Below are 18,713 nucleotides of genomic sequence, written 5' to 3'. Positions count from 1 at the left end.
CGCCGCCGCTGCGGCTTAAAAATCCTGCCGGTCGGCGGATTTCGCGACCGCCTGCTGCGCCTCTAGGGCCGTCAGACGGGCGGCAAGCGCCCGCGAGATAGAGGAATAGGCCGTGCTGCCCAGCGCCAACCGGAGTGGCGGCGCGTCGCTCTGGGCGGCCGAGATCATTGCGGCGACGGTCCGCGCCGCATCGCCCTTGATCTCGAAGCTTCCGTCACGGATGGCGTGGCGAACGGCGCCTGCAGGCGTTTCCTCATAGGCCGCCAAGGGCTCTGCGCGGTCGAGGTTGGTTCCGAAATTCGTGCCGGTCGGCCCCGGCTCGGCGATGATGAAGTCGATGCCGAACGGCGCCACTTCCTGGGCGACGGATTCGACGAAGCCCTCGATGCCCCATTTGGTCGCGTGGTAGAGGCTGAAGCCCGGATAGGCGATCTGCCCGCCTTCCGACGACACCTGGACGATCCGGCCGCCGCCTTGTTTTCGTAGAAAGGGAAGGGCCGCACGGATCAGGTGGATTGATCCGGCAAGGTTGGCGGCGATCTGCCGGTCGATCTGAGTCGTGGAGAGTTCTTCTGCCGCCCCGAACAGGCCGTAGCCGGCATTGCTGACGATCACGTCTATCCGCTTGTGTCGGTCAAAAGCACTCTCGATGGCGGACGCGATGCCGCCGGGTTCCAAAAGGTCGAGCTGGACAACTTCTAGGCGGGCGGGGTGGTTCTGCCTGAGCTGCGCCAGAGCGTCGGGGCGGCGCGCTGTGGCGATCACCGCATGACCTTCGGGAAGCAGTTGTCGCGCCATCTCCAAGCCGAGGCCCGAAGTGGCGCCGGTGATGAACCATGTCTTCGGCATGTGACCTCCTTGTGCGTACGCCTTGGATGTAGATCGCGGACATAGGTGATATAAGATCGCCAAAATGGGATGGCCTGGTGAAGATCGGTCACGAATGACACGTCCGAGCCTGAACGACCTGGCCGCTTTCGTGGCGGTGGCCAACCATCGAAGTTTTCGCCGGGCGGCCGACGTCATGGGCGTTTCGCGTTCCGCGCTCAGCCACGCGATCATCGCTCTGGAGGCAAAGCTGGGCGTGCGGCTGTTCAACCGCACGACACGCAGCGTGTCGCCCACCCAGGCCGGCGCACGCTTGCTCGCACGACTCGACCCGGTCCTTCAGGATCTCGATCAGGCGCTCGACACACTCTCTGAAGAACGCGGCGCCCCCAGCGGGCCATTGCGGATCAATGCGAACAAGAGCGGCGCCCGCCTCCTGCTGGCAGACGTCGTGCCGCGCTTTCTCGATCTCTATCCCGACGTCGAGCTCGACCTGGTCTCGGAGGGGCGGCTCGTCGATATCGTGGAACAAGGCTTCGACGCCGGCGTGCGCCTGCTGGAGGCCGTGCCGAGGGACATGGTCGCGGTGAAGTTCGGAGGCGAGGTGCGCTTCATCACGGTGGCCGCGCCGTCCTATCTTGCGGCGCGCGCAACGCCGAAGGCGCCTGACGACCTGCAGGCGCATCGTTGCATCCGTCAACGTCTTCCCAGCGGAAAGCGCTATCGCTGGGAGTTCGCCAAGCGCGGCGCCGAGGTCGCGATCGACGCGCCGGGCACCCTCACCCTGGACGACAATGATCTTCTCGTGCAGGCGGCTGTAGCTGGGCGCGGCGTCGCTTATGTCCCTGAGCCCTTCGCCAAGCCGTTTCTGGAGTCGGGTGAGCTTGTGACCGTTCTTGATGACTGGTGCCCGCCGACACCGGGGCTGGCGCTCTACTACCCGAGTAGCCGCCACCTGCCGTCGCCGCTCCGGGCGTTTATCGACCTGTTGAAGCAATTGGAGAGGGGGGCGATGACGCCGCCCTTCCGATAGGAGCTTGTAGCTTGTGATCTCTTGACTCTCGTTGCCTCCATACAAAGCCAGCCGAACTATATACGCCGCGATCATCGACCAGCTTCTAGCTACAAGCAGGACGCGGAAGTCGCCTAACGTGATCTCGCGGTGAGGCGCTCGCCCATCATCGGCGAAGGGGCCGGCCGAGGCGATGAGGCAAGGCAAGCGACGCTTGGCGCCGCCTTGACGCAAGCTCGCAGCATCTCACAGCCGGCAAATCGGGCTTGATGGCTTTCTGATTGTCGATCCGTCAGCTCCGGTCGCCAATGCATGCGTCGCAGCCGTGAGCTGGGGCGACAATGGGAAGGCGCCGGGGCATGTGATCGATTGGCGCGATCGGATTTGTTGCGAAATGTCCGGCCCGCTTATGCTCTTTCCATGCAAGGTCCATCCACCTTTTCGCTGCCGACCGGCGTGCTGCCGACGCTCGGCACGCCGATCGAGCGCCTGTGCTCGCGTGCGGGCGTAGCGACGTCCAACGCGTGGGTGACGAGCGATTTCTTCCGCATCTGGGCGGCCGCGGAGGAGGAATTCAAAGACCCCCGTGCAGGCCTTCGCTTTGGTGACGAAGGGATCGAGCGCGGTTACGGCGTCGCGGCGATCGTCGCCTTGCACGCGCCCGACTTTCGCAGCGCGCTCGTTGCGCTCTCCCGATACAAACGCCTGACCTGTCCCGAACTTGTGGAGGTCGAGGTCAAGGGCGGCGAAGCCGTCGTTCGATATCGCTGGCTCCAGGCGGACGGACCGGTCCCACGCCTCCTCGTCGATATGACGATGGCCTCGCTGCGCCGGCTCGCCTGGCGAGGCGCCGGCGGAAAGATCACGCCGATACGGCTCGAACTGACACGTCGCTCGATCGACGAGGCGCTACTGCGTCGCCATTTCGGCTGCCCGATCGTCTTCGGGACCGCGAGCGACGCCATGGTGTTTGATGCCGCCGCGCTCGACGTTCCGTTCCTCACCGCAGGGGGCGGCGCTTTCGCGCATGTGCTGGAGGGTCTGGAGCAGCGCATCGGCGAGGGAGAGGGCTTCCCCGCTTTTGTGGGAGAGGTGTGCGTCGCCATCGCACGGCAACTGAGCGAGGGGCGACGACCAAGCGTCGCGGCGGTGGCGGGACGCCTCAATCTCAGCACCCGCACGCTTCAGCGTCGGCTCCGCGATCTCGGCACGAACTTTCAACAGCAGCTTTCGGGCGTGAGGCGGACCACGGCGGGTCGTTTGCTCGCCGCCACCGACCTCGACGCGGTGGCCATTTCCATGTTGGTCGGCTTCGACGAGCCCAATTCATTCGCCCGGGCCTTCCGTCACTGGGAGCGAACAACCCCGACACTCTGGCGTGGCCAAAGGGTCGACGAGCATCGCCTTCGCAAGGGAAACCCGTCATGAATCCGCAGCACGTTCTTGTCACCGGCGGCTCCGGCTTCATCGCGGGGCACTGCATCCTCCACCTTCTGGAGCAAGGCCATGTTGTCCGCGCCACCATCCGGTCGTTGGCCAAGGAAGCGACGGCGCGCGGCGTCCTCAGGGATGCGGGCATGGTTCATGCCGACAGGCTGAGCTTCGTCGCGGCCGATCTGCTGGGCGACGATGGCTGGGCGCAGGCCATGGCCGGCATGGACATCGTCCTGCATGTCGCCTCGCCGGTAAAACCGGGGAGAGTCGCGGACGAGGACGCGGTGATCGTTCCCGCGCGCGAAGGCACGTTGCGCGTGCTGCGCGCGACGCGCGACGCGGGGGTAAGGCGGGTCGTCCTGACCTCCGCGTTCCACGCCGTGGGCTGGGGACATCCGCATGACGGCCATGTGTTCACCGAAGCTGACTGGACGATCCTCGATGGGTCCGGTGTCGATGCTTACGCCAAGAGCAAGACCCTTGCCGAGCGCGCGGCCTGGGATTTCATCGCCGCCGAGAGCGGCGGCCTGGAACTGACCACGATGCTCCCGGTCGCCGTCATGGGGCCGGTGATGGGCAAGGATGTTTCCGGCTCCAACCACATCGTCCAGCGCATGCTCGACGGCGCGATGCCAGTCGTCCCCAACCTCTTTATACCCGTGGTCGATGTCCGTGACGTCGCCAGCGCGCACGTCATGGCGATGACCAACCCGGCGGCGGCTGGTGAGCGGTTCCTGCTCTCCAACGGCCCAGCGCTCAGTCTGAAGGAAATCGGCGCCATCATCAGGTCCGCGCTTGGCGATGCGGCCAAGCGGGTCCCGACGCGCGCGCTCCCCGACTTCGTGGTGCGCATCGCCGCGCGATTCAATGCCGAGATGCGCCCCTTCGTCGCCGACCTCGGCTACGCCAAGAAAACCTCGAACGACAAGGCGCGGCGCGTGCTCGGCTGGACCCCGCGCGATCCCCGCGAGGCGATCGTCGCGGCGGCGGCTTCCCTGGTCGGGAGAGGCTGAAGCGCCGAGTCGCCGCGCATCGGGGGAGGCGAGCGCCGCGAGCGCTTGCGATGACGTCGATGCAGCGCCGCCCTCGCGGCGATGTTGCCATCGTCTCAACGCCCCCGCGTCGCGATGAAACGCCAGTCGGCGATCACGGCGAACCGATGCGGTTTGGCGAGACGGGCGTAGACCTCGCTGTCGAGAATTGCCCGAAGATCAGCGAAGCTGTCGTAGCGTACGACGACGATGTCGTCCCAATCATCGTCGGGACCAGCAAGAAGACCGTGGATGCGCTGGCCTGCATAAACAAGTTGCGGTGTCACGCCGACCTCTTCGCAAGCCGCATAAAAGCCGCCGACATACCCTTCATAATAGCCGCTTCGGGAGTCCGGTTTTGCGTCTGCAAAACCATCGGCGTAGTCGGGTGCGTCCCGGAATCTAACGAGATTGACCATGACGACGGGGCCTTGGCCGATTGCCTGCGCCGCCTTGTCCAGAGCAGCGTCGTCGAGTTCGTTTGCTTGCATCACCTTAGGCCTCGAGTTTAACGGAGAACCATTATCGCGACGGCCCCACGGTGCGTGTAGAAAGGTCGGGAACAGGATTGAGTTGCCGTCGTGTCCACACCGCCCAACTTTCAGCGTCTGTTGAACCTGCTTCATTTCGCCCGCGTGGTGGAGGCCGGATCGTTCGCGGAGGCGGCCCGGCGCGCCGGTACGACGACCTCGGCGTTGTCAAAGGCGGTCTCACGCTTCGAGAAGGCGAACGGGGTGCGGCTGCTCCATCGCACGACGCACGCGATCTCGCTGACGCCGGAAGGCGAACGCCTGCTTGAGGGGACGCGGGACCTGCTGCGCGAGGCCGAAAGGCTCGAGGCTACTCTCGACCACGCGATGTCGAACGGCACGGGCGGGCGCATTCGCCTAAGCGCGCCGGCGCCGCTTATTCGCGCCAGGCTCGCGCGGCAGGTTCCCTCGATCTTGCGCGCCAATCTCGATATCGAACTGGAGCTCAAGATCGATGACGGCGCCTTGGATCTTGCCGCCGAGGGCATCGACATTGCGATCCGGTTCGGTTCGCTCGCCGGCTATGCGAATGTCGTCTCCACGCCGCTGGGCAGCTTTCCGTGGGTGCTGTGCGCCACCCCTCGCTATGTGGAGATCATGGGCGCCCCGCAATCGCCGACGGATCTCGACGCCCACCATCAGATCGGATTTCGCGATCCAGGCTCAGGGCGGGTGATGCCGTGGCAATTCGTTGATCCGGCCAACGGCGCGCTGTTTCGACACCTTCCGCGCCCGCGGATCGTGGTGGAGGACTTGGGCGCGATCTGGTCGATGATGCGCCTGGGCCTGGGGCTTGCCTGGGTTCCGGCCTGGATCGGTATGGTCCCGTTGCGCGATGGTCTAGTCGTAGAACTCCTGCGGGAGTGGCGGGCGGAGGAGACGGCGATCCACGCCATTCGACTTGAGCGGCGCCATACGCCATCACGGGTTCGTTCTGTGCTTGATGGTCTTCAAGCCGCAGCAACAGAATGGCGCTATCTCGGATGACATAGGCCTGCTCCTCCCCCGAGAAAGTGGATGGGGTTAAGCCGCTCTGCGTTCCGCCTCGGCGGGGGCTGATATAGCCTAGGGTCGAACGATAGGCCTCGGCGGCGTATTGAATGCCGTGATCGACCCGGACGGAGACGACGCGCCACGCAATCGTTTCTGGCAGATAAGTGGCAAGCAAAACGCAAGCTCGCTCGGCGCGCCGTTGCTGGTATTTAACGTGTTGTTTTATTGAGGAAAATGGTGGATGCGACAGGGATTGAACCTGTGACCCCCTCGGTGTGAACGAGGTGCTCTCCCGCTGAGCTACGCATCCGCCGGTGTGGAGAGGTCCGTGAAGGACCGATCCGCGAGAGGAGGGGGCCTATAGCCCGGTGTTCAGCGCGGGGCAAGAGGCCAAAAGCGTCTTGCAGGCCCGGGGCACATCCAAAAAGCTGTGGATGACCAGATCGGCCCCCAGGGTCTCGACCGGATCCTCCGTGTAGCCGAACGAGACCAGCAGGCCGGGGACGCCGGCGTTGCGGGCCCCCAGGGCGTCATTGATGCTGTCGCCGACCATCACCGCGCGGGCCACATCGCCGCCCACGGCCGCGATGGCGGCGGCGACATGGCGGCCGTCGGGCTTTGGGGCGGGGGCCAGGTCCGCGCCGATCACCGCATCGAAGTGCGGCGTCAGGCCCACCGCGTCCAGCAGGGCGACCGACAGGTTGGTCAGCTTGTTGGTGCAGACCACCAGTCTGGCGCCGTCGGCCTTCAGCTCGGTCAGGACCTCGACCACGCCGGGGAAGGGCGCGCTTTCGTCGGCGATGCGGTCCAGGTAGACGGCGATGAAGCGCTCCACGAGCGTCGGGGCGCGGTCGGCCCCCAGCGGCGCTCCGGCGGCGGCGAAGCCGCGCTCCAGCAGGGCGCGGGCGCCGCGGCCGACCATCAGCCGCACCTCGTCGAAGGGCAGGGGCGGCAGGGCTTCCTGGGCCAGGATGGTGTTCAGCGCGCCGACGAGGTCGGGTGCGGTGTCGACCAGGGTTCCGTCGAGGTCGAAGGCGATCGTCGCCCCGTTCAGGTCATGAAGCTCGCTCATGGGTCTGGCCTTTCCGCCAATTGGGCGGCTAATGCAACGCTGGAAGCGTCCCAGGGAGTCGCCCGTCCATGACTGATTCCGTTTCGAGCCCATCCCGTCCGCGCGCCGCCGTGATCTTGGCCGCCGGCCAGGGGACGCGGATGAAGTCGCCGACGCCCAAGGTGCTGCACAAGGTCGCCGGCCGCACCCTGCTGGACCTGGCCATCGACGCCGCCGAGGGGCTGAACTGCCAGCGGATCGTCGTCGTGGTCGGCGCGCACAGTCCGCAGGTCGGCGAGAGCGCCCGCAAGCGGCTCGGTCCGAACGCGACGGTCATCCAGGATCCGCCGCTGGGCACCGGCCACGCGGTCCTGGCGGCCCGGGACTCCTTGGCCGATTTCGAGGGCGATGTGGTCGTCACCTATGCCGACTGCCCGCTGACCACGGCCGGGGTGATCGCGCCGCTGTTCGACCTCATCGCGGGCGGGACCGACGTGGCGGTGCTGGGCTTCGAGGCCGCCAACCCGACCGGCTACGGCCGCCTGATCCTGGCCCCCGGCCATGTGCTGCTGCGCATCGTCGAGGAGAAGGACGCCGACCTCGCCACCCAGCAGGTCAGGCACTGCAATTCCGGCGTGCTGGCCGCCGACCGCGCCACGCTGTTCAGCCTGCTGGCCGACGTCCGCAACGACAACAGCAAGGGCGAGTACTACCTGACCGACGTCGTGGGCCTGGCCCACGATCGCAAGCTCTCGACCCGCGCGGCCTTCGCGCCGGAGCCTTCGGTGCAGGGTGTCAACTCGCAAGCCGAACTGGCCGCCGCCGAGGCGGTCTGGCAGAAGAGCCGCCGCAACGCCCTGATGACCGAGGGCGTGACCATGCCTGCGCCCGAGACCGTTCACCTGTCGTGGGACACGAAAATCGCCGCGGGGACGGTGGTCGAACCGTTCGTCGTCTTCGGCCCGGGCGTCAGCGTCGACACCGGCGCGGTGATCAAGGCCTTCAGCCACCTGGAAGGGGCGGCCGTGGGCGAGGGGGCGCTGATCGGCCCCTATGCCCGCCTGCGGCCGGGCGCCGAGATCGGGCCCGAGGCCCACATCGGCAACTTCGTCGAGGTCAAGAAGGTCAAGGTCGGCAAGGGCGCCAAGGCCAACCATCTCAGCTATCTGGGCGACGGCTCGATCGGCGAGAAGGCCAACATCGGCGCCGGGACGATCTTCTGCAATTACGACGGCTTCGAAAAGTTCGAGACCCATGTCGGCAAGGGCGCCTTCATCGGCTCCAACAGCGCCCTGGTCGCGCCGGTCCGCATCGGCGACGGGGCGATGACGGGCTCGGGCTCGGTGATCACCAAGGACGTCGAGGACGGGGCCCTGGCCCTGACGCGTCCGGAACAGCAGATCAAGGCCGGCTGGGCGACGAAGTTCCGCGCCCTCAAGCAGGCCGCCAAGGACAGGAAGAAGGACAAGCAATGAGCGCCGACGACCAGAAGCGCATCTCCGGCGAAGCCGCCGCCGAGCTCGTCGAGAACGGGATGGTGGTGGGCCTGGGCACAGGCTCCACGGCCGCCTGGTTCGTCAAGGCGCTGGCGGCCCGTAAGCTGAGCGACATCCGCGGCGTGCCGACCTCGGACGCCACCGGCGCCCTGGCGCGCGAGCTCGGCATCCCGCTGGTGGCGCTGGATGACGTCAAGACCATCGACCTGACCGTGGACGGCGCTGACGAGGTCGGTCCGGGTCTCAGCCTGATTAAGGGCGGTGGCGCGGCCCTGCTGCGCGAGAAGTTGGTCTGGGAAGCCTCCAGCCGCTGTGTCGTCATCGCCGACGCGGCCAAGAAGGTCGACGCCCTGGGCAAGTTCCCGCTGCCGATCGAGGTAGTCCGCTTCGGTCACGTCCATACCAGCTGGCGGCTGGCCGACATCGCCGCCGAGTTCGACCTGCCGCCGCCGCGCCTGCGCATGGCCGAGCGGGGCGTGGTGGTCACCGACGGCGGCAACTTGATCTACGACATGGCGTCCGGCGTCATCGCCGAGCCCACGGCGCTGGCGGCGGCGCTGAAGAGCGTCACCGGCGTGGTCGACCACGGCCTGTTCCTCGACCTCGCCGACGAAGCCCTGTTCGGCACGGACGACGGCGTGGTGCGCCTCGTTCCCTGACATCCTACATAAGCCGACCCGTTAAGCTCCCCGGAGGCCGCTGTGGCTGACTACGACTTCGATCTCTTCGTCATCGGCGCCGGTTCGGGCGGCGTGCGGGCGGCGCGCCTGGCCGCCATGAGCGGGGCCAAGGTCGCCGTGGCCGAGGAATATCGGGTCGGCGGCACGTGTGTGATCCGCGGCTGCGTGCCCAAGAAGTTCATGGTGTACGCCAGCGAGGTGACTAGCCAGCTGAAGACCGCCAAGGGCTATGGCTGGACGATCGAAGGCGCCAAGTTCGACTGGAAGGGCTTCCTGCACGACAAGGACGTCGAGATCGCCCGCCTGTCGGGCATCTACGTCACCAACCTGCAGAAGGCTGGCGCGCACCTGCTGCACGGCCGCGCCCAGATCCTAGACGCCCATACCGTCGAGGTGCTGCCCAAGGAGGGCAGCAAGGACGCCGGGACCTACACGGCCAAGAAGATTCTGGTCGCCACCGGCGGCCGGCCGGTGAAGCCCGACTTCCCGGGTGCGGAGTTCGGGATCACCTCGGACGAGGCTTTCCACCTCCCCAAGCTGCCCAAGAGCATCCTGGTCGTCGGCGGCGGCTATATAGCCGTCGAGTTCGCGGGCATTTTCAACGGCCTGGGCGTCGAGACCACGCTGCTCTATCGCGGAGCCAACATCCTGCGCGGCTTCGACGACGATGTCCGCTCGCACCTGGCCGAGGAACTTGAGAAGCGCGGCGTCAAGGTGGTGCTGGGCTGTTCGCACACCAGCATCGAGAAGCAGGCGGACGGCACGTTGCTCAGCACCTTGACCAGCGACCTGACCTTCGAGACCGAGGCGGTGATGTTCGCCACCGGCCGCGAGCCCTACGTCCAGGGCCTGGGGCTGGAGAAGGCCGGGGTGAAGCTGAACGACAGCGGCGCGATCGCGGTCGACGCGCACTCCAAGACCAGCGCCGCCAGCATCTGGGCCGTCGGCGACGTCACCGACCGCATCAACCTGACGCCGGTGGCGATCCGCGAAGGCGCGGCCTTCGCCCAGACCGAATTCTACGACAACCCGACCACCTTCGATCACGACCTGGTCGCCTCGGCGGTGTTCTCGCAGCCGCCGGTCGGTTCGGTCGGCATGACCGAGGCCGAGGCCCGTCACGCTTTCGGGACGGTCGATGTCTACCGCTCCGTGTTCCGTCCGATGAAGATCACCTTCTACGGCGGCCAGGAGCGGTGCCTGATGAAGCTGGTGGTCAAGGCCGACGACCAGAAGGTGATCGGCGTCCACGTGGTGGGTCCTGACTCGCCCGAAATCATCCAGATGGCCGCCATCGCCGTGAAGATGGGCGTGACAAAGCAGCAATGGGACTCGACCTGCGCGGTCCATCCGACCCTGGCCGAGGAACTGGTCACGATGCGCGAGAAGTACGTGCCGGTCGAAGTCGGCGGGGTTGGATGACGCTGGCGGTAGCTTCTGCCGGAAGTCACGAGCGCCGCACGCGGTGGCTTGGCGCGCTCGCCGTCTTCCTGATGGTGATGACGCCGCTGATCGGCTACCTGGCGCCGCTGGGTTTCGCGCCGCTGCTGAGCGTGGTCGGCCTGCTGGCGACGCCCGGTCTGGCGCGATCGCGCCCGCCGCTGCTGCCGATGTTCGCCCTGATTCTGCTGGTGCTGTGGGCCCTGGTCAGCCTGAACTGGAGCCCGGCCGCCCCGGCGCTGTCAGAGCTCAAGCGCGACAAGGACATCGGCGCCTTTACCGCCCTGAAGCTGGTGCTGCAACTGGGCCTCTACGGGACCGCCGTCGCGGTGCTCGGAACCATGTCGCAACGCTCGGCGCGGCTGGCGGGGCGGGTGATGCTGTTCGGCATGATCGCCTTGGCGGTCTTCACCTTCGCCGACGCCGCGATGGGGGCGAGGATCTACCAGGCGATCCGGGCCGCAACCCACGACCCCATCCGGCCGGACCTGGCGGTGGTGAAGGTGTCGCTGCCGATCTATCCGCTGGTGCTGCTGTTCTGGCCTTGCGTAAGGCTGCTTGACGCCTGGGGCTTCCGCGGCCGCAACGTGCTGATCGCGACCCTGGCGCTGATGATCCTGGCCGCCTCTCACTTCACCAGCGCCGACGCCTCGGGCGCGGCCCTGTTGTTGGGCGGCGCCGTCTGGCTGGGGACGCGGGTCATCGGCAAGCCGTTCGTGCGCGGCATGATCCCGGCGGTCTCGACCCTGTTCATCTTCGCGCCGATGGTGGTGCTGTGGGGCGTGCGCTCGGGCCTGTTCGCGTGGCTGCACGCGATCGCCCCGCCGTCGTGGGACGCGCGGCTGAACATCTGGGCTTTCGCCGCCAACCAGATCGTCGAGCACGCCCTGCGCGGCTGGGGTGTCGACGCCAGCCGGACCTTCGGTAACGCCATCCCGCTGCACACGCACAACGCCGCCCTGCAGCTGTGGCTGGAGCTGGGCGCGCTGGGCGCGGCCCTGGCGGCGGCGTTCTTCGCCTGGGTGCTGTATCGGATCGTGGCCTGGACTGGCCAAAGCCGCCGCGACGGCGCCATGGCGGCGGCCACACTGACATCCTACGTGATGATCGGGGGCTTGAGCTTCGGCGTCTGGCAGGAGTGGTGGCTGGCGCTGGGCGTCATCGCCGCCATCGGCTGTGTGGTCGCGCAAAAATCGAGCGCTCCACGCCGGTAGCGCGACCGCCACGTTTCTCGCTCGGGTGGATTGGCGGTGTTCAGCCGCACGATTTTGCCTTTTGGTTCCTTTCGCGGTATCTACGCCGCCCTTTCAGTTATCGAGCCTTGTCATGACCGCCCGCTGGACCCCCGCCGCCTGGAGAGCCAAGCCCGCCAAGCACATGCCCACGGATTATCCGGACATGGGCGCGGTAGAGCGGGTCGAGCAGACGCTGCGCCAGATGCCGCCGCTGGTCTTCGCCGGCGAGGCGCGCCGCCTGAAGAGCCTGCTTGGCGACGTGGCCGAGGGGCGGGCCTTCCTGCTGCAGGGCGGCGACTGCGCCGAGAGCTTCAAGGAATTCCACGCGGACAATATCCGCGACACCTTCCGCCTGATCCTGCAGATGGCGGTGGTGCTGACCTTCGCCGGCGGCAAGCCGGTGGTGAAGGTGGGCCGCATCGCTGGCCAGTTCGCCAAGCCGCGTTCCGAGCCCGTCGAGACGATTGGCGGCGAGACCCTGCCGTCCTATCGCGGCGACATCATCAACGGCATGGACTTCACCGCCGAGGAACGCGTGCCGGATCCGGATCGCCTGCTGAAGGCCTATGGCCAGTCGGCGGCGACCCTGAACCTGCTGCGCGCCTTCGCCAGCGGCGGCTACGCCGACCTGCACAACATCCATCGCTGGACCCTGGGCTTCGTCGGCGACAGCCCGCAGGGCGCGCGCTATCGCGAGCTGTCGGACAAGATCACCGAGAGCCTGGCCTTCATGGCCGCCATCGGCGTCACGCCTCAGAGCCATCCGGGCATGCACCAGGTGGAGTTCTTCACCAGCCACGAGGCCCTGCTGCTGGGCTTCGAGGAGGCCATGACCCGCGTCGATAGCACCTCGGGCGACTGGTACGACACCAGCGCTCACCTGCTGTGGATCGGCGAACGCACCCGTCAGCTGGACGGCGCGCACATCGAGTTCATGAAGGGCATAAAGAACCCGATCGGCCTGAAGTGCGGCCCGACCATGGAGGGCGACGACCTGCTGCGGCTGATCGACGTGCTCAACCCGAACAACGAGCCGGGCCGCCTGACGCTCTATGGCCGCTTCGGCTCCGACAAGATCGCTGATCGTCTGCCGCGCCTGATGAAGGCCACCAAGTCGGCTGGCCGCTCGGTGGTGTGGGCCACCGACCCGATGCATGGCAACACGCTGAAGGCCTCGACCGGCTACAAGACCCGTCCGTTCGACCGCATCTTGAGCGAAGTGAAGAGCTTCGTGGAGATCGCCCAGGCCGAGGGCGTCCATCCGGGCGGCGTCCACCTGGAGATGACCGGCCAGAACGTCACCGAATGCCTGGGCGGCGCGCGCGCGGTCTCCGAGACCGAGCTGGCCGACCGCTACCACACGCACTGCGACCCTCGTCTGAACGGCGAGCAGGCGCTGGAGCTGGCCTTCCTGGTGGCCGAGAAGCTGAAGTCGGCCCGCGACGACCAGCGCCGCCTCGCCGCCGGCTGACGATCGGCGCGGGATGCGGCGATCTTGACTGATCGCTGTTCAGGTTGAGCGAACATTGAAAGGTCCGCGATGCAGCGCGCGGCGTCTTGACCCGCCGCGCGGCGCTCTCCAATGGTTGTTCGAGGGAGAGACGAATGCGTTTGCGTCAGACAATTAAGCGGGAAATCCGGTTTCTGAAGGGACTTTCCCGGACGCTCAAGCGCGTGAAATCGATCGCTCCCGACAGCTCGAACCTGATCTGCGACGACCTGGAGGCCGCGGTCGACAAGTGGCGCGATCGCCCGGCGATCACCTTCGAAGGCAAGTCGGTCACCTACGCCGAGCTGGACGCCATCGCCAACCGCTACGCCCACTGGGCCAAAGGGCAGGGGCTGACCAAGGGCCAGACGGTGGCGCTGTTCATGCCCAATCGTCTCGAGTACCTGGCGATCTGGTACGGCCTGACCAAGGTTGGCGTGGCCACGGCGCTGATCAACAACCAGCTGACCGGCGCGGCGCTGGCGCACTGCCTGAACATCTCCCAGGCCCTGCATTGCATCGTCGACCCCGAGACCTCGCCCTGCTTCGAGGACGTCAAGGGCCAGCTGGATCGACACATGCAGCAGTGGGTGCTGGGGCCCGTGAACGGCGAGCAGCGCGACCTGGTCAAGGCCCTGAAGAGCTGCAGCCAGCTGCGCCCCGACCGCGAGACGGCCCGCGACGGCATCGTCGCCAAGGACACCGCGCTCTACATCTTCACCAGCGGCACCACGGGCCTGCCCAAGGCCGCGCGCATCACCCACATGCGCGCCCAGCTCTATATGCGAGGCTTCGCCGGCTCCACCGGTTCGAAAGAGACCGACCGTATCTACGTGACCCTGCCGCTCTACCACGCCACGGGCGGCCTTTGCGCTATGGGCGCCGGCCTGCTGAACGGCGGTTCGATCGTGCTGCGAAAGAAGTTCTCGGCCACCCACTTCTGGCCAGAGATCGTCGCCGAGAACTGCACGATGTTCGTCTATATCGGCGAGTTATGCCGCTACCTGGCCAACCAGCCCGAGCACGAGCTGGAGCGCGCCCACAAGATCCGCATGATCTTCGGCAACGGCCTCCGTCCGGACGTCTGGAACGACATGCTGGACCGCTTCAAGGTCGGCGAGGTGCTGGAGTTCTACGGCGCGACCGAGGGCAATGTCTCGCTGTTCAATTTCGATGGCCGGCGGGGCGCGATCGGTCGGGTCCCCGGCTATCTGAAGAAGAAGTTCAACATCCGCATCGTCAAGTTCGACGTCGAGACCGAGATGCCGATCCGCGGCCCCAACGGCTGCTGCATCGAGGTCGCGCCTGGCGAGGTCGGGGAGTGTATCGGCCATATCGGCAGCGACGCCCGCTCGAACTACACCGGCTACGCCGACAAGGCCGCCACCGAGAAGAAGGTGCTGCACGACGTCTTCCAGAAGGGCGACGCCTGGTTCCGCACCGGCGACCTGATGAAGGTCGACGGCGACGGCTACATGTATTTTGTCGACCGCATCGGCGACACCTTCCGCTGGAAGGGGGAAAACGTCGCCACCAGCGAGGTGTCCGAACGCATAGCGGGCTTCGACGGCGTGCTGGAGGTCAATGTCTACGGCGTCAAGGTCGGCGACCTGGACGGCAAGGCCGGCATGGCGTCGCTCGTCGTGGAGGAGGGCTTCGACATCGAGGCTTTCGGCAAGTACGTCGACGAGCAACTGCCCAGCTACGCCCGTCCGCTGTTCGTGCGCCTGCAGCAACAGATCGAGACGACCGGCACCTTCAAATACCGCAAGGTCGACCTGGTCAATGACGGCTTCGATCCAGCCAAGACCAGGGATCCGCTGTACTTCCGCGATCCGGCCAAGGGCTATGTGAAGATCACCAAGGCCGTGCACGCCAAGATCGAGAGCGGGGCCTTCAAACTCTAGCGATGACAAGCTCCTGGCCGGCGGCGCCGACTGCAACGCGCTGAAGGCCAGGCGGGTCGAGGGCCACCCGTGATGAAACGAGCGATCAGGCGTCTGCTGGCCGCCTTCTCGCCTTTGCAACTGTTCGCCCTGATCGCGCCGAAGGACCCGGCGCGGCGCGTCACCCACGCCGCGCGACATGCCGACGGACCGCGCGGCGGGCTCGATGTCTACGCGCCGGCAAAGGTCGACGGCCCGGCCCCGGTGGCGGTCTTCCTCTACGGCGGCTCCTGGGAGACCGGTCGCCGCCAGGACTATCGCTGGGTCGCGCGCGCCTTGGCCGCCCAGGGTTTTCTGGTCTTGGTCCCGGACTACCGGCTCTATCCCGAAGTCCGCTATCCCGGCTTCCTGGAGGATGGCGCGGCGGCGGTGCGCTGGGCGGTCGATAACGCCGCCAGCCTGGACGGCGATCCTGCCCGCATTGTTCTGATCGGCCATTCGGCCGGCGCCTACAACGCCGCCATGCTGGCCCTTGACCCGCGCTGGCTGCGCGCCGTGGCGGTCGAGCCCCGCGTGATCCGCGCCTTCGTCGGCCTGTCGGGTCCCTATGCCTTTCTGCCGCTGGAGAGCCCGGTGACGATCCGCACCTTCGGCGAGGCGGACGATCTCGCCGCCACTCAGCCGGCGGCCTTCGCGCGCGCCGACGCGCCGGCGGCGTTTCTGGCCACGGGTGAGCAGGATACGGTGGTCCGTCCCCGCAACACTCGCAAACTGGCCGCCGCGCTGCGCGAGGCGGGCGCCAAGGTCGAGGAGCGCCACTACCCCAACATGGGCCACGCCGGTCCGGTGCTGGCCCTGTCGCGCCTGTTCCGCGGCAAGTCCACGCTGCTGGCCGACATGGTCGCCTTCCTCAAGGCCGAGGTCGGCTAGTGTGCTGGATTTGAAGTTCGCCGGCGTTTGCCACAAGCGCTCGCGAACTTCGGAATTGAGACACTAGCCCCCGCAGGCCTGGCCGTTCAGCTTGCGCTGATAGGCCTCGGCCAGGCTGAGATACGGCGGCAGGAAGGTGTGCAGGGCGACGGCCTTGCCGTCTGTGGTCGTGCCCGCCACCCCGGCCCGCAACTCGAAGTGCAGGTGGATGGTCGTCGGCGTGCCGCCGAAGTCGTTCGAGACCTTGCCCAGCTTCTGGCCCTTGGCGACCTGGTCGCCTTCCTTCACTGCCAGGGTCGACATCTGCATGTGCAGATAGCGGTAGGTGTAGTGCGGCTGGGCCTTGGCCACGAGGGTGACGGTGTAGGCGCCGATGTCGGTGATCGTGCCGGCCTCGGCGGCCACGGCCCAGTGTTGGTTCTTCTTGCAGGTGGCCGGACGGATGTCCTGCCCCTGGTGGCCCGTGCCAGCGCCGGCGCACAGCGGGTTCGTCCGCGAGCGGGCCTCGCAGAAGGTGTCATACCAGGGCAGGCTGTAGTTCAGCGTGTCGCACTGGCTGGGCTTGCCGGCCGGACCCATGCCGCCGCCGGGACCGTAGACCTGCGAATTGGGGAAGCCGGCCTCGGCCAGCGGCCAGCACATGTTGGGCGACCAGACCGTGCGGTCCAGATAGCCCGGACCTTGGCCGGGCGGGATCGCGCCGGCCGGCGCGTGGTCGAAAGTGGCCTGAGTGGGCGCGGGCGGATCGGCCGGCTGTGGCGCGGGATCGGGGCTGGGCGGCACGGGTTCGCTGGCCGGCTGCTCGGCCCCGCCGTCGGCCGGGCTGTCGTCGGGCTGGGGAGGCCCTGGCTCGGGGGAGGGCGGCTTGGGCGTCTCGCCCGGCGCCGGAGGCTTGGTGGTGTCATCGCAGGAGGCCAGCGGCGCCAGGGCCAGGGCGGCGACCAGCAGGAGCGGGGAGAGGCGCATGGTCAACCTCCCAGCCCGGCCGCTTCGCGGGCCGCCTTGCCCATCACCACGGCGGTGGTCTTGCCGACCAGGCCCAGCACATAGTTGTCATCGGCGCAGCGCGGGTCGCCGGCGGCGTCGCAGCGGATCTCCACCGTGTAGAGCACGCCATAGCGCACGCAGCTGGCCAACTGGCCGTCGACCGTGCGCTGGATCGTCAGCATCTCCGGCCCGGTCTGGATCTTCAGCGGCTTGGACGCCGGCATCGGCAAGGTGGTGGTCGCGCCGCTCAGCGAGACGCGGCCGCCAGCGGTGTTGCTGGTGATCGTGTAATAGTCGCCGAAGCTGTAGATTCGCGCCCCTGCGGTCAGCTTGGCGTCCTGGGGCAGCAGGATCGGCACGGCGGTCATGTCGACCTGCTCGCGGTTCAGGTTGGTGGCCAGGCTTTCGCCGACATTGGCCGACTGGCGCAGGCCTCCAACGGCGGCTTGCCAGTCCACCCGGCCGCGCGGCCGGACGACGAGGACGGCGGCGGCGTTCGGTCGGACGGCCGCGACGCCCGGAATTGGCGCGCCGGTCGCGTCCCGCGTCTGCGCCTTGCCGGTCGAGATGAAGGCCGCTCCCGCGACCAAGGTCGCGACGACGGCTCCCGCCGCCGCCAGCCATTTTCCGTGACGCATGGTTTCCCCCGAAGAACCGCGTTCTTTCAAACCCTAGCGCGAAATGGTCACGGTGTTAACCATTGGCCTTGAGACGGCGCGATTGAACCGTTTTGGGTTCGTGTCTATATGGCGAGACCTCCTTTCGGGCCTTGTGTGTGGCGGCCTAGAGAATTCCATTTCGTTCAAAGAGATAGAGCCCCCGCCATGCTGCTCACCATGCTCAAGGCCAAGCTGCACCGGGCCACGGTGACCCAAGCCGACCTGGACTACGAAGGCTCCATCGCCATCGATCGCGACCTGCTGGACGCCTCGGGCATCCTGCCGAACGAGCAGGTCGACGTTCTGAACATCACCAACGGCGCCCGCTTCACCACCTATGCGATCGAGGCCCCGCGCGGTTCGAAGGTGATCGGCGTCAACGGCGCCGCCGCTCGCCTGGTGCAGAAGAACGACCTGGTGATCGTCGTGACCTACTGCCAGATGGCCGCCGAAGAGGCGCGCAACTACGCCCCGACCGTCGTGCTGCTGGACGAAGGCAACCTGATCAAGAAGGCGGCCTGATGCGTCGTATCGCGCTCGCCGTTCTCGCCGCCGCGGGCCTCTCGGCCTGTTCGCCGAAGTTGCCTTCGGGCGTGGACGAGGCCCTCCTGACCCAGTCGGTCGGCAAGTCGATCGGCTCGCCCTCGACCTGCGTCGTGATCGCCGACGCCAGCGGCAAGCTAGTGTGGCGTGGCGGCGGCTATGTCACCTGTTCGCGCAACCTGCCGTCCTGCGAAGGCGCGCAGACCACGGCCGAGACCTTGCTGAAGGCAAGCCTGGGCAAGCCGGCCCGCTTCATCAGCTGCGCCAGCGGCGGGGCCAACGGCGCCACGGTCGGCTGGTCCATCGGCCCGGTGCCGACCGGCGAGGGCAAGCCGCCGCGCGGCCTGACCTATGTCGCGGTCATGGAGGGCGAGCGAGCCCTGCCGGGGCTGGAGATCAAGGACCGGGTCGAGCGGGCCTTCACCAAGGCCGGCTTCTAGAAACATCAAAGCCGCCGCCGGAACCCGGCGGCGGCTTTTTCGTGGGCGC

The 18,713-nt window shown here is 67.2% G+C and carries 18 protein-coding genes and 1 tRNA gene; 13 read left to right on the top strand and 6 right to left on the bottom strand.

Annotated elements, in window-relative coordinates; all coding sequences use genetic code 11:
* Positions 1-15: 15 nt before the first annotated feature.
* Positions 16-849, bottom strand: coding sequence for an SDR family oxidoreductase (locus EIK80_RS19850; protein ID WP_125158749.1), 834 nt, complete (start codon positions 847-849; stop codon positions 16-18).
* A gap of 94 nt (positions 850-943) precedes the next feature.
* Here EIK80_RS19850 and EIK80_RS19845 point away from each other — a divergent pair, with 94 nt between their 5' ends.
* From EIK80_RS19845 to EIK80_RS19835, 3 genes are all read left to right on the top strand, one after another.
* Positions 944-1,861: a LysR family transcriptional regulator gene (locus EIK80_RS19845; protein WP_125158748.1), complete on the top strand. Its 918-nt coding sequence runs from the start codon at positions 944-946 to the stop codon at positions 1,859-1,861.
* Between the two features lie 399 nt (positions 1,862-2,260).
* A complete protein-coding gene (locus tag EIK80_RS19840) occupies positions 2,261-3,268 on the top strand; it encodes an AraC family transcriptional regulator (protein WP_158624738.1) in 1,008 nt (335 codons plus the stop codon).
* Positions 3,265-4,287, top strand: a complete 1,023-nt coding sequence (locus EIK80_RS19835) for an aldehyde reductase (RefSeq protein ID WP_125158746.1) — start codon at positions 3,265-3,267, stop codon at positions 4,285-4,287. Before EIK80_RS19840 ends, EIK80_RS19835 begins: the two co-directional genes overlap by 4 nt.
* A gap of 95 nt (positions 4,288-4,382) precedes the next feature.
* Here EIK80_RS19835 and EIK80_RS19830 read toward each other — a convergent pair whose 3' ends face one another.
* On the bottom strand, positions 4,383-4,796 hold the full coding sequence (locus EIK80_RS19830; protein ID WP_125158745.1) for a hypothetical protein: 414 nt from the start codon (positions 4,794-4,796) through the stop codon (positions 4,383-4,385).
* A 90-nt stretch (positions 4,797-4,886) separates the two neighbouring features.
* Here EIK80_RS19830 and EIK80_RS19825 point away from each other — a divergent pair, with 90 nt between their 5' ends.
* Positions 4,887-5,822, top strand: a complete 936-nt coding sequence (locus tag EIK80_RS19825) for a LysR family transcriptional regulator (protein WP_125158744.1) — start codon at positions 4,887-4,889, stop codon at positions 5,820-5,822.
* A gap of 241 nt (positions 5,823-6,063) precedes the next feature.
* Here the strand turns inward: EIK80_RS19825 and EIK80_RS19820 are convergent.
* A tRNA-Val gene (locus EIK80_RS19820) sits at positions 6,064-6,138 on the bottom strand.
* A 48-nt stretch (positions 6,139-6,186) separates the two neighbouring features.
* Positions 6,187-6,900 carry an HAD-IA family hydrolase gene (locus EIK80_RS19815; protein ID WP_125158743.1) on the bottom strand — a complete coding sequence of 238 codons (714 nt, stop codon included), beginning with the start codon at positions 6,898-6,900 and terminating at the stop codon, positions 6,187-6,189.
* Positions 6,901-6,968: 68 nt separating this feature from the next.
* On the opposite strand from EIK80_RS19815, the gene glmU reads away from it, so the two are divergent.
* The 7 genes from glmU to EIK80_RS19780 all read left to right on the top strand — a co-directional run bounded on the left by glmU (position 6,969) and on the right by EIK80_RS19780 (position 16,035).
* The gene (glmU, locus tag EIK80_RS19810; RefSeq protein WP_125158742.1) at positions 6,969-8,354 is read left to right on the top strand and encodes a bifunctional UDP-N-acetylglucosamine diphosphorylase/glucosamine-1-phosphate N-acetyltransferase GlmU; all 1,386 of its coding nucleotides are present in this window, start codon (positions 6,969-6,971) and stop codon (positions 8,352-8,354) included.
* Complete coding sequence (gene rpiA / locus EIK80_RS19805; protein ID WP_125158741.1) at positions 8,351-9,034, top strand: ribose-5-phosphate isomerase RpiA; 684 nt, start codon at positions 8,351-8,353, stop codon at positions 9,032-9,034. The genes glmU and rpiA overlap by 4 nt, the downstream gene beginning before the upstream one ends.
* A gap of 42 nt (positions 9,035-9,076) precedes the next feature.
* Positions 9,077-10,477: a glutathione-disulfide reductase gene (gor, locus tag EIK80_RS19800; RefSeq protein ID WP_125158740.1), complete on the top strand. Its 1,401-nt coding sequence runs from the start codon at positions 9,077-9,079 to the stop codon at positions 10,475-10,477.
* Entirely contained in the window at positions 10,474-11,709 is a 1,236-nt protein-coding gene (locus tag EIK80_RS19795; RefSeq protein WP_125158739.1) for an O-antigen ligase family protein, read from the top strand. Before gor ends, EIK80_RS19795 begins: the two co-directional genes overlap by 4 nt.
* Before the next feature lie 112 nt (positions 11,710-11,821).
* Positions 11,822-13,201, top strand: coding sequence for a class II 3-deoxy-7-phosphoheptulonate synthase (locus EIK80_RS19790; protein ID WP_125158738.1), 1,380 nt, complete (start codon positions 11,822-11,824; stop codon positions 13,199-13,201).
* A 134-nt stretch (positions 13,202-13,335) separates the two neighbouring features.
* Entirely contained in the window at positions 13,336-15,126 is a 1,791-nt protein-coding gene (locus EIK80_RS19785) for a long-chain-acyl-CoA synthetase (protein ID WP_125158737.1), read from the top strand.
* Between the two features lie 72 nt (positions 15,127-15,198).
* Positions 15,199-16,035 (top strand): alpha/beta hydrolase, encoded by an 837-nt coding sequence (locus tag EIK80_RS19780; RefSeq protein WP_125158736.1) that lies wholly within the window; start codon positions 15,199-15,201, stop codon positions 16,033-16,035.
* A gap of 63 nt (positions 16,036-16,098) precedes the next feature.
* Here the strand turns inward: EIK80_RS19780 and EIK80_RS19775 are convergent, their stop codons facing one another.
* Both EIK80_RS19775 and EIK80_RS19770 read right to left on the bottom strand, forming a co-directional pair.
* The gene (locus EIK80_RS19775) at positions 16,099-17,001 is read right to left on the bottom strand and encodes a M23 family metallopeptidase (RefSeq protein WP_125158735.1); all 903 of its coding nucleotides are present in this window, start codon (positions 16,999-17,001) and stop codon (positions 16,099-16,101) included.
* Positions 17,002-17,003: 2 nt separating this feature from the next.
* Positions 17,004-17,660, bottom strand: coding sequence for a hypothetical protein (locus EIK80_RS19770; protein ID WP_199743553.1), 657 nt, complete (start codon positions 17,658-17,660; stop codon positions 17,004-17,006).
* A gap of 186 nt (positions 17,661-17,846) precedes the next feature.
* Here EIK80_RS19770 and panD point away from each other — a divergent pair, with 186 nt between their 5' ends.
* Positions 17,847-18,203: an aspartate 1-decarboxylase gene (gene panD / locus EIK80_RS19765; RefSeq protein WP_099576484.1), complete on the top strand. Its 357-nt coding sequence runs from the start codon at positions 17,847-17,849 to the stop codon at positions 18,201-18,203.
* Positions 18,203-18,664, top strand: coding sequence for a hypothetical protein (locus tag EIK80_RS19760; protein ID WP_125158733.1), 462 nt, complete (start codon positions 18,203-18,205; stop codon positions 18,662-18,664). The genes panD and EIK80_RS19760 overlap by 1 nt, the downstream gene beginning before the upstream one ends.
* Positions 18,665-18,713 lie beyond the last annotated feature (49 nt).

Source organism: Caulobacter sp. 602-1, from assembly GCF_003931565.1.
Classification (GTDB): Bacteria; Pseudomonadota; Alphaproteobacteria; order Caulobacterales; family Caulobacteraceae; genus Caulobacter.
This window is presented reverse-complemented; position numbering and strand designations above follow the sequence as displayed.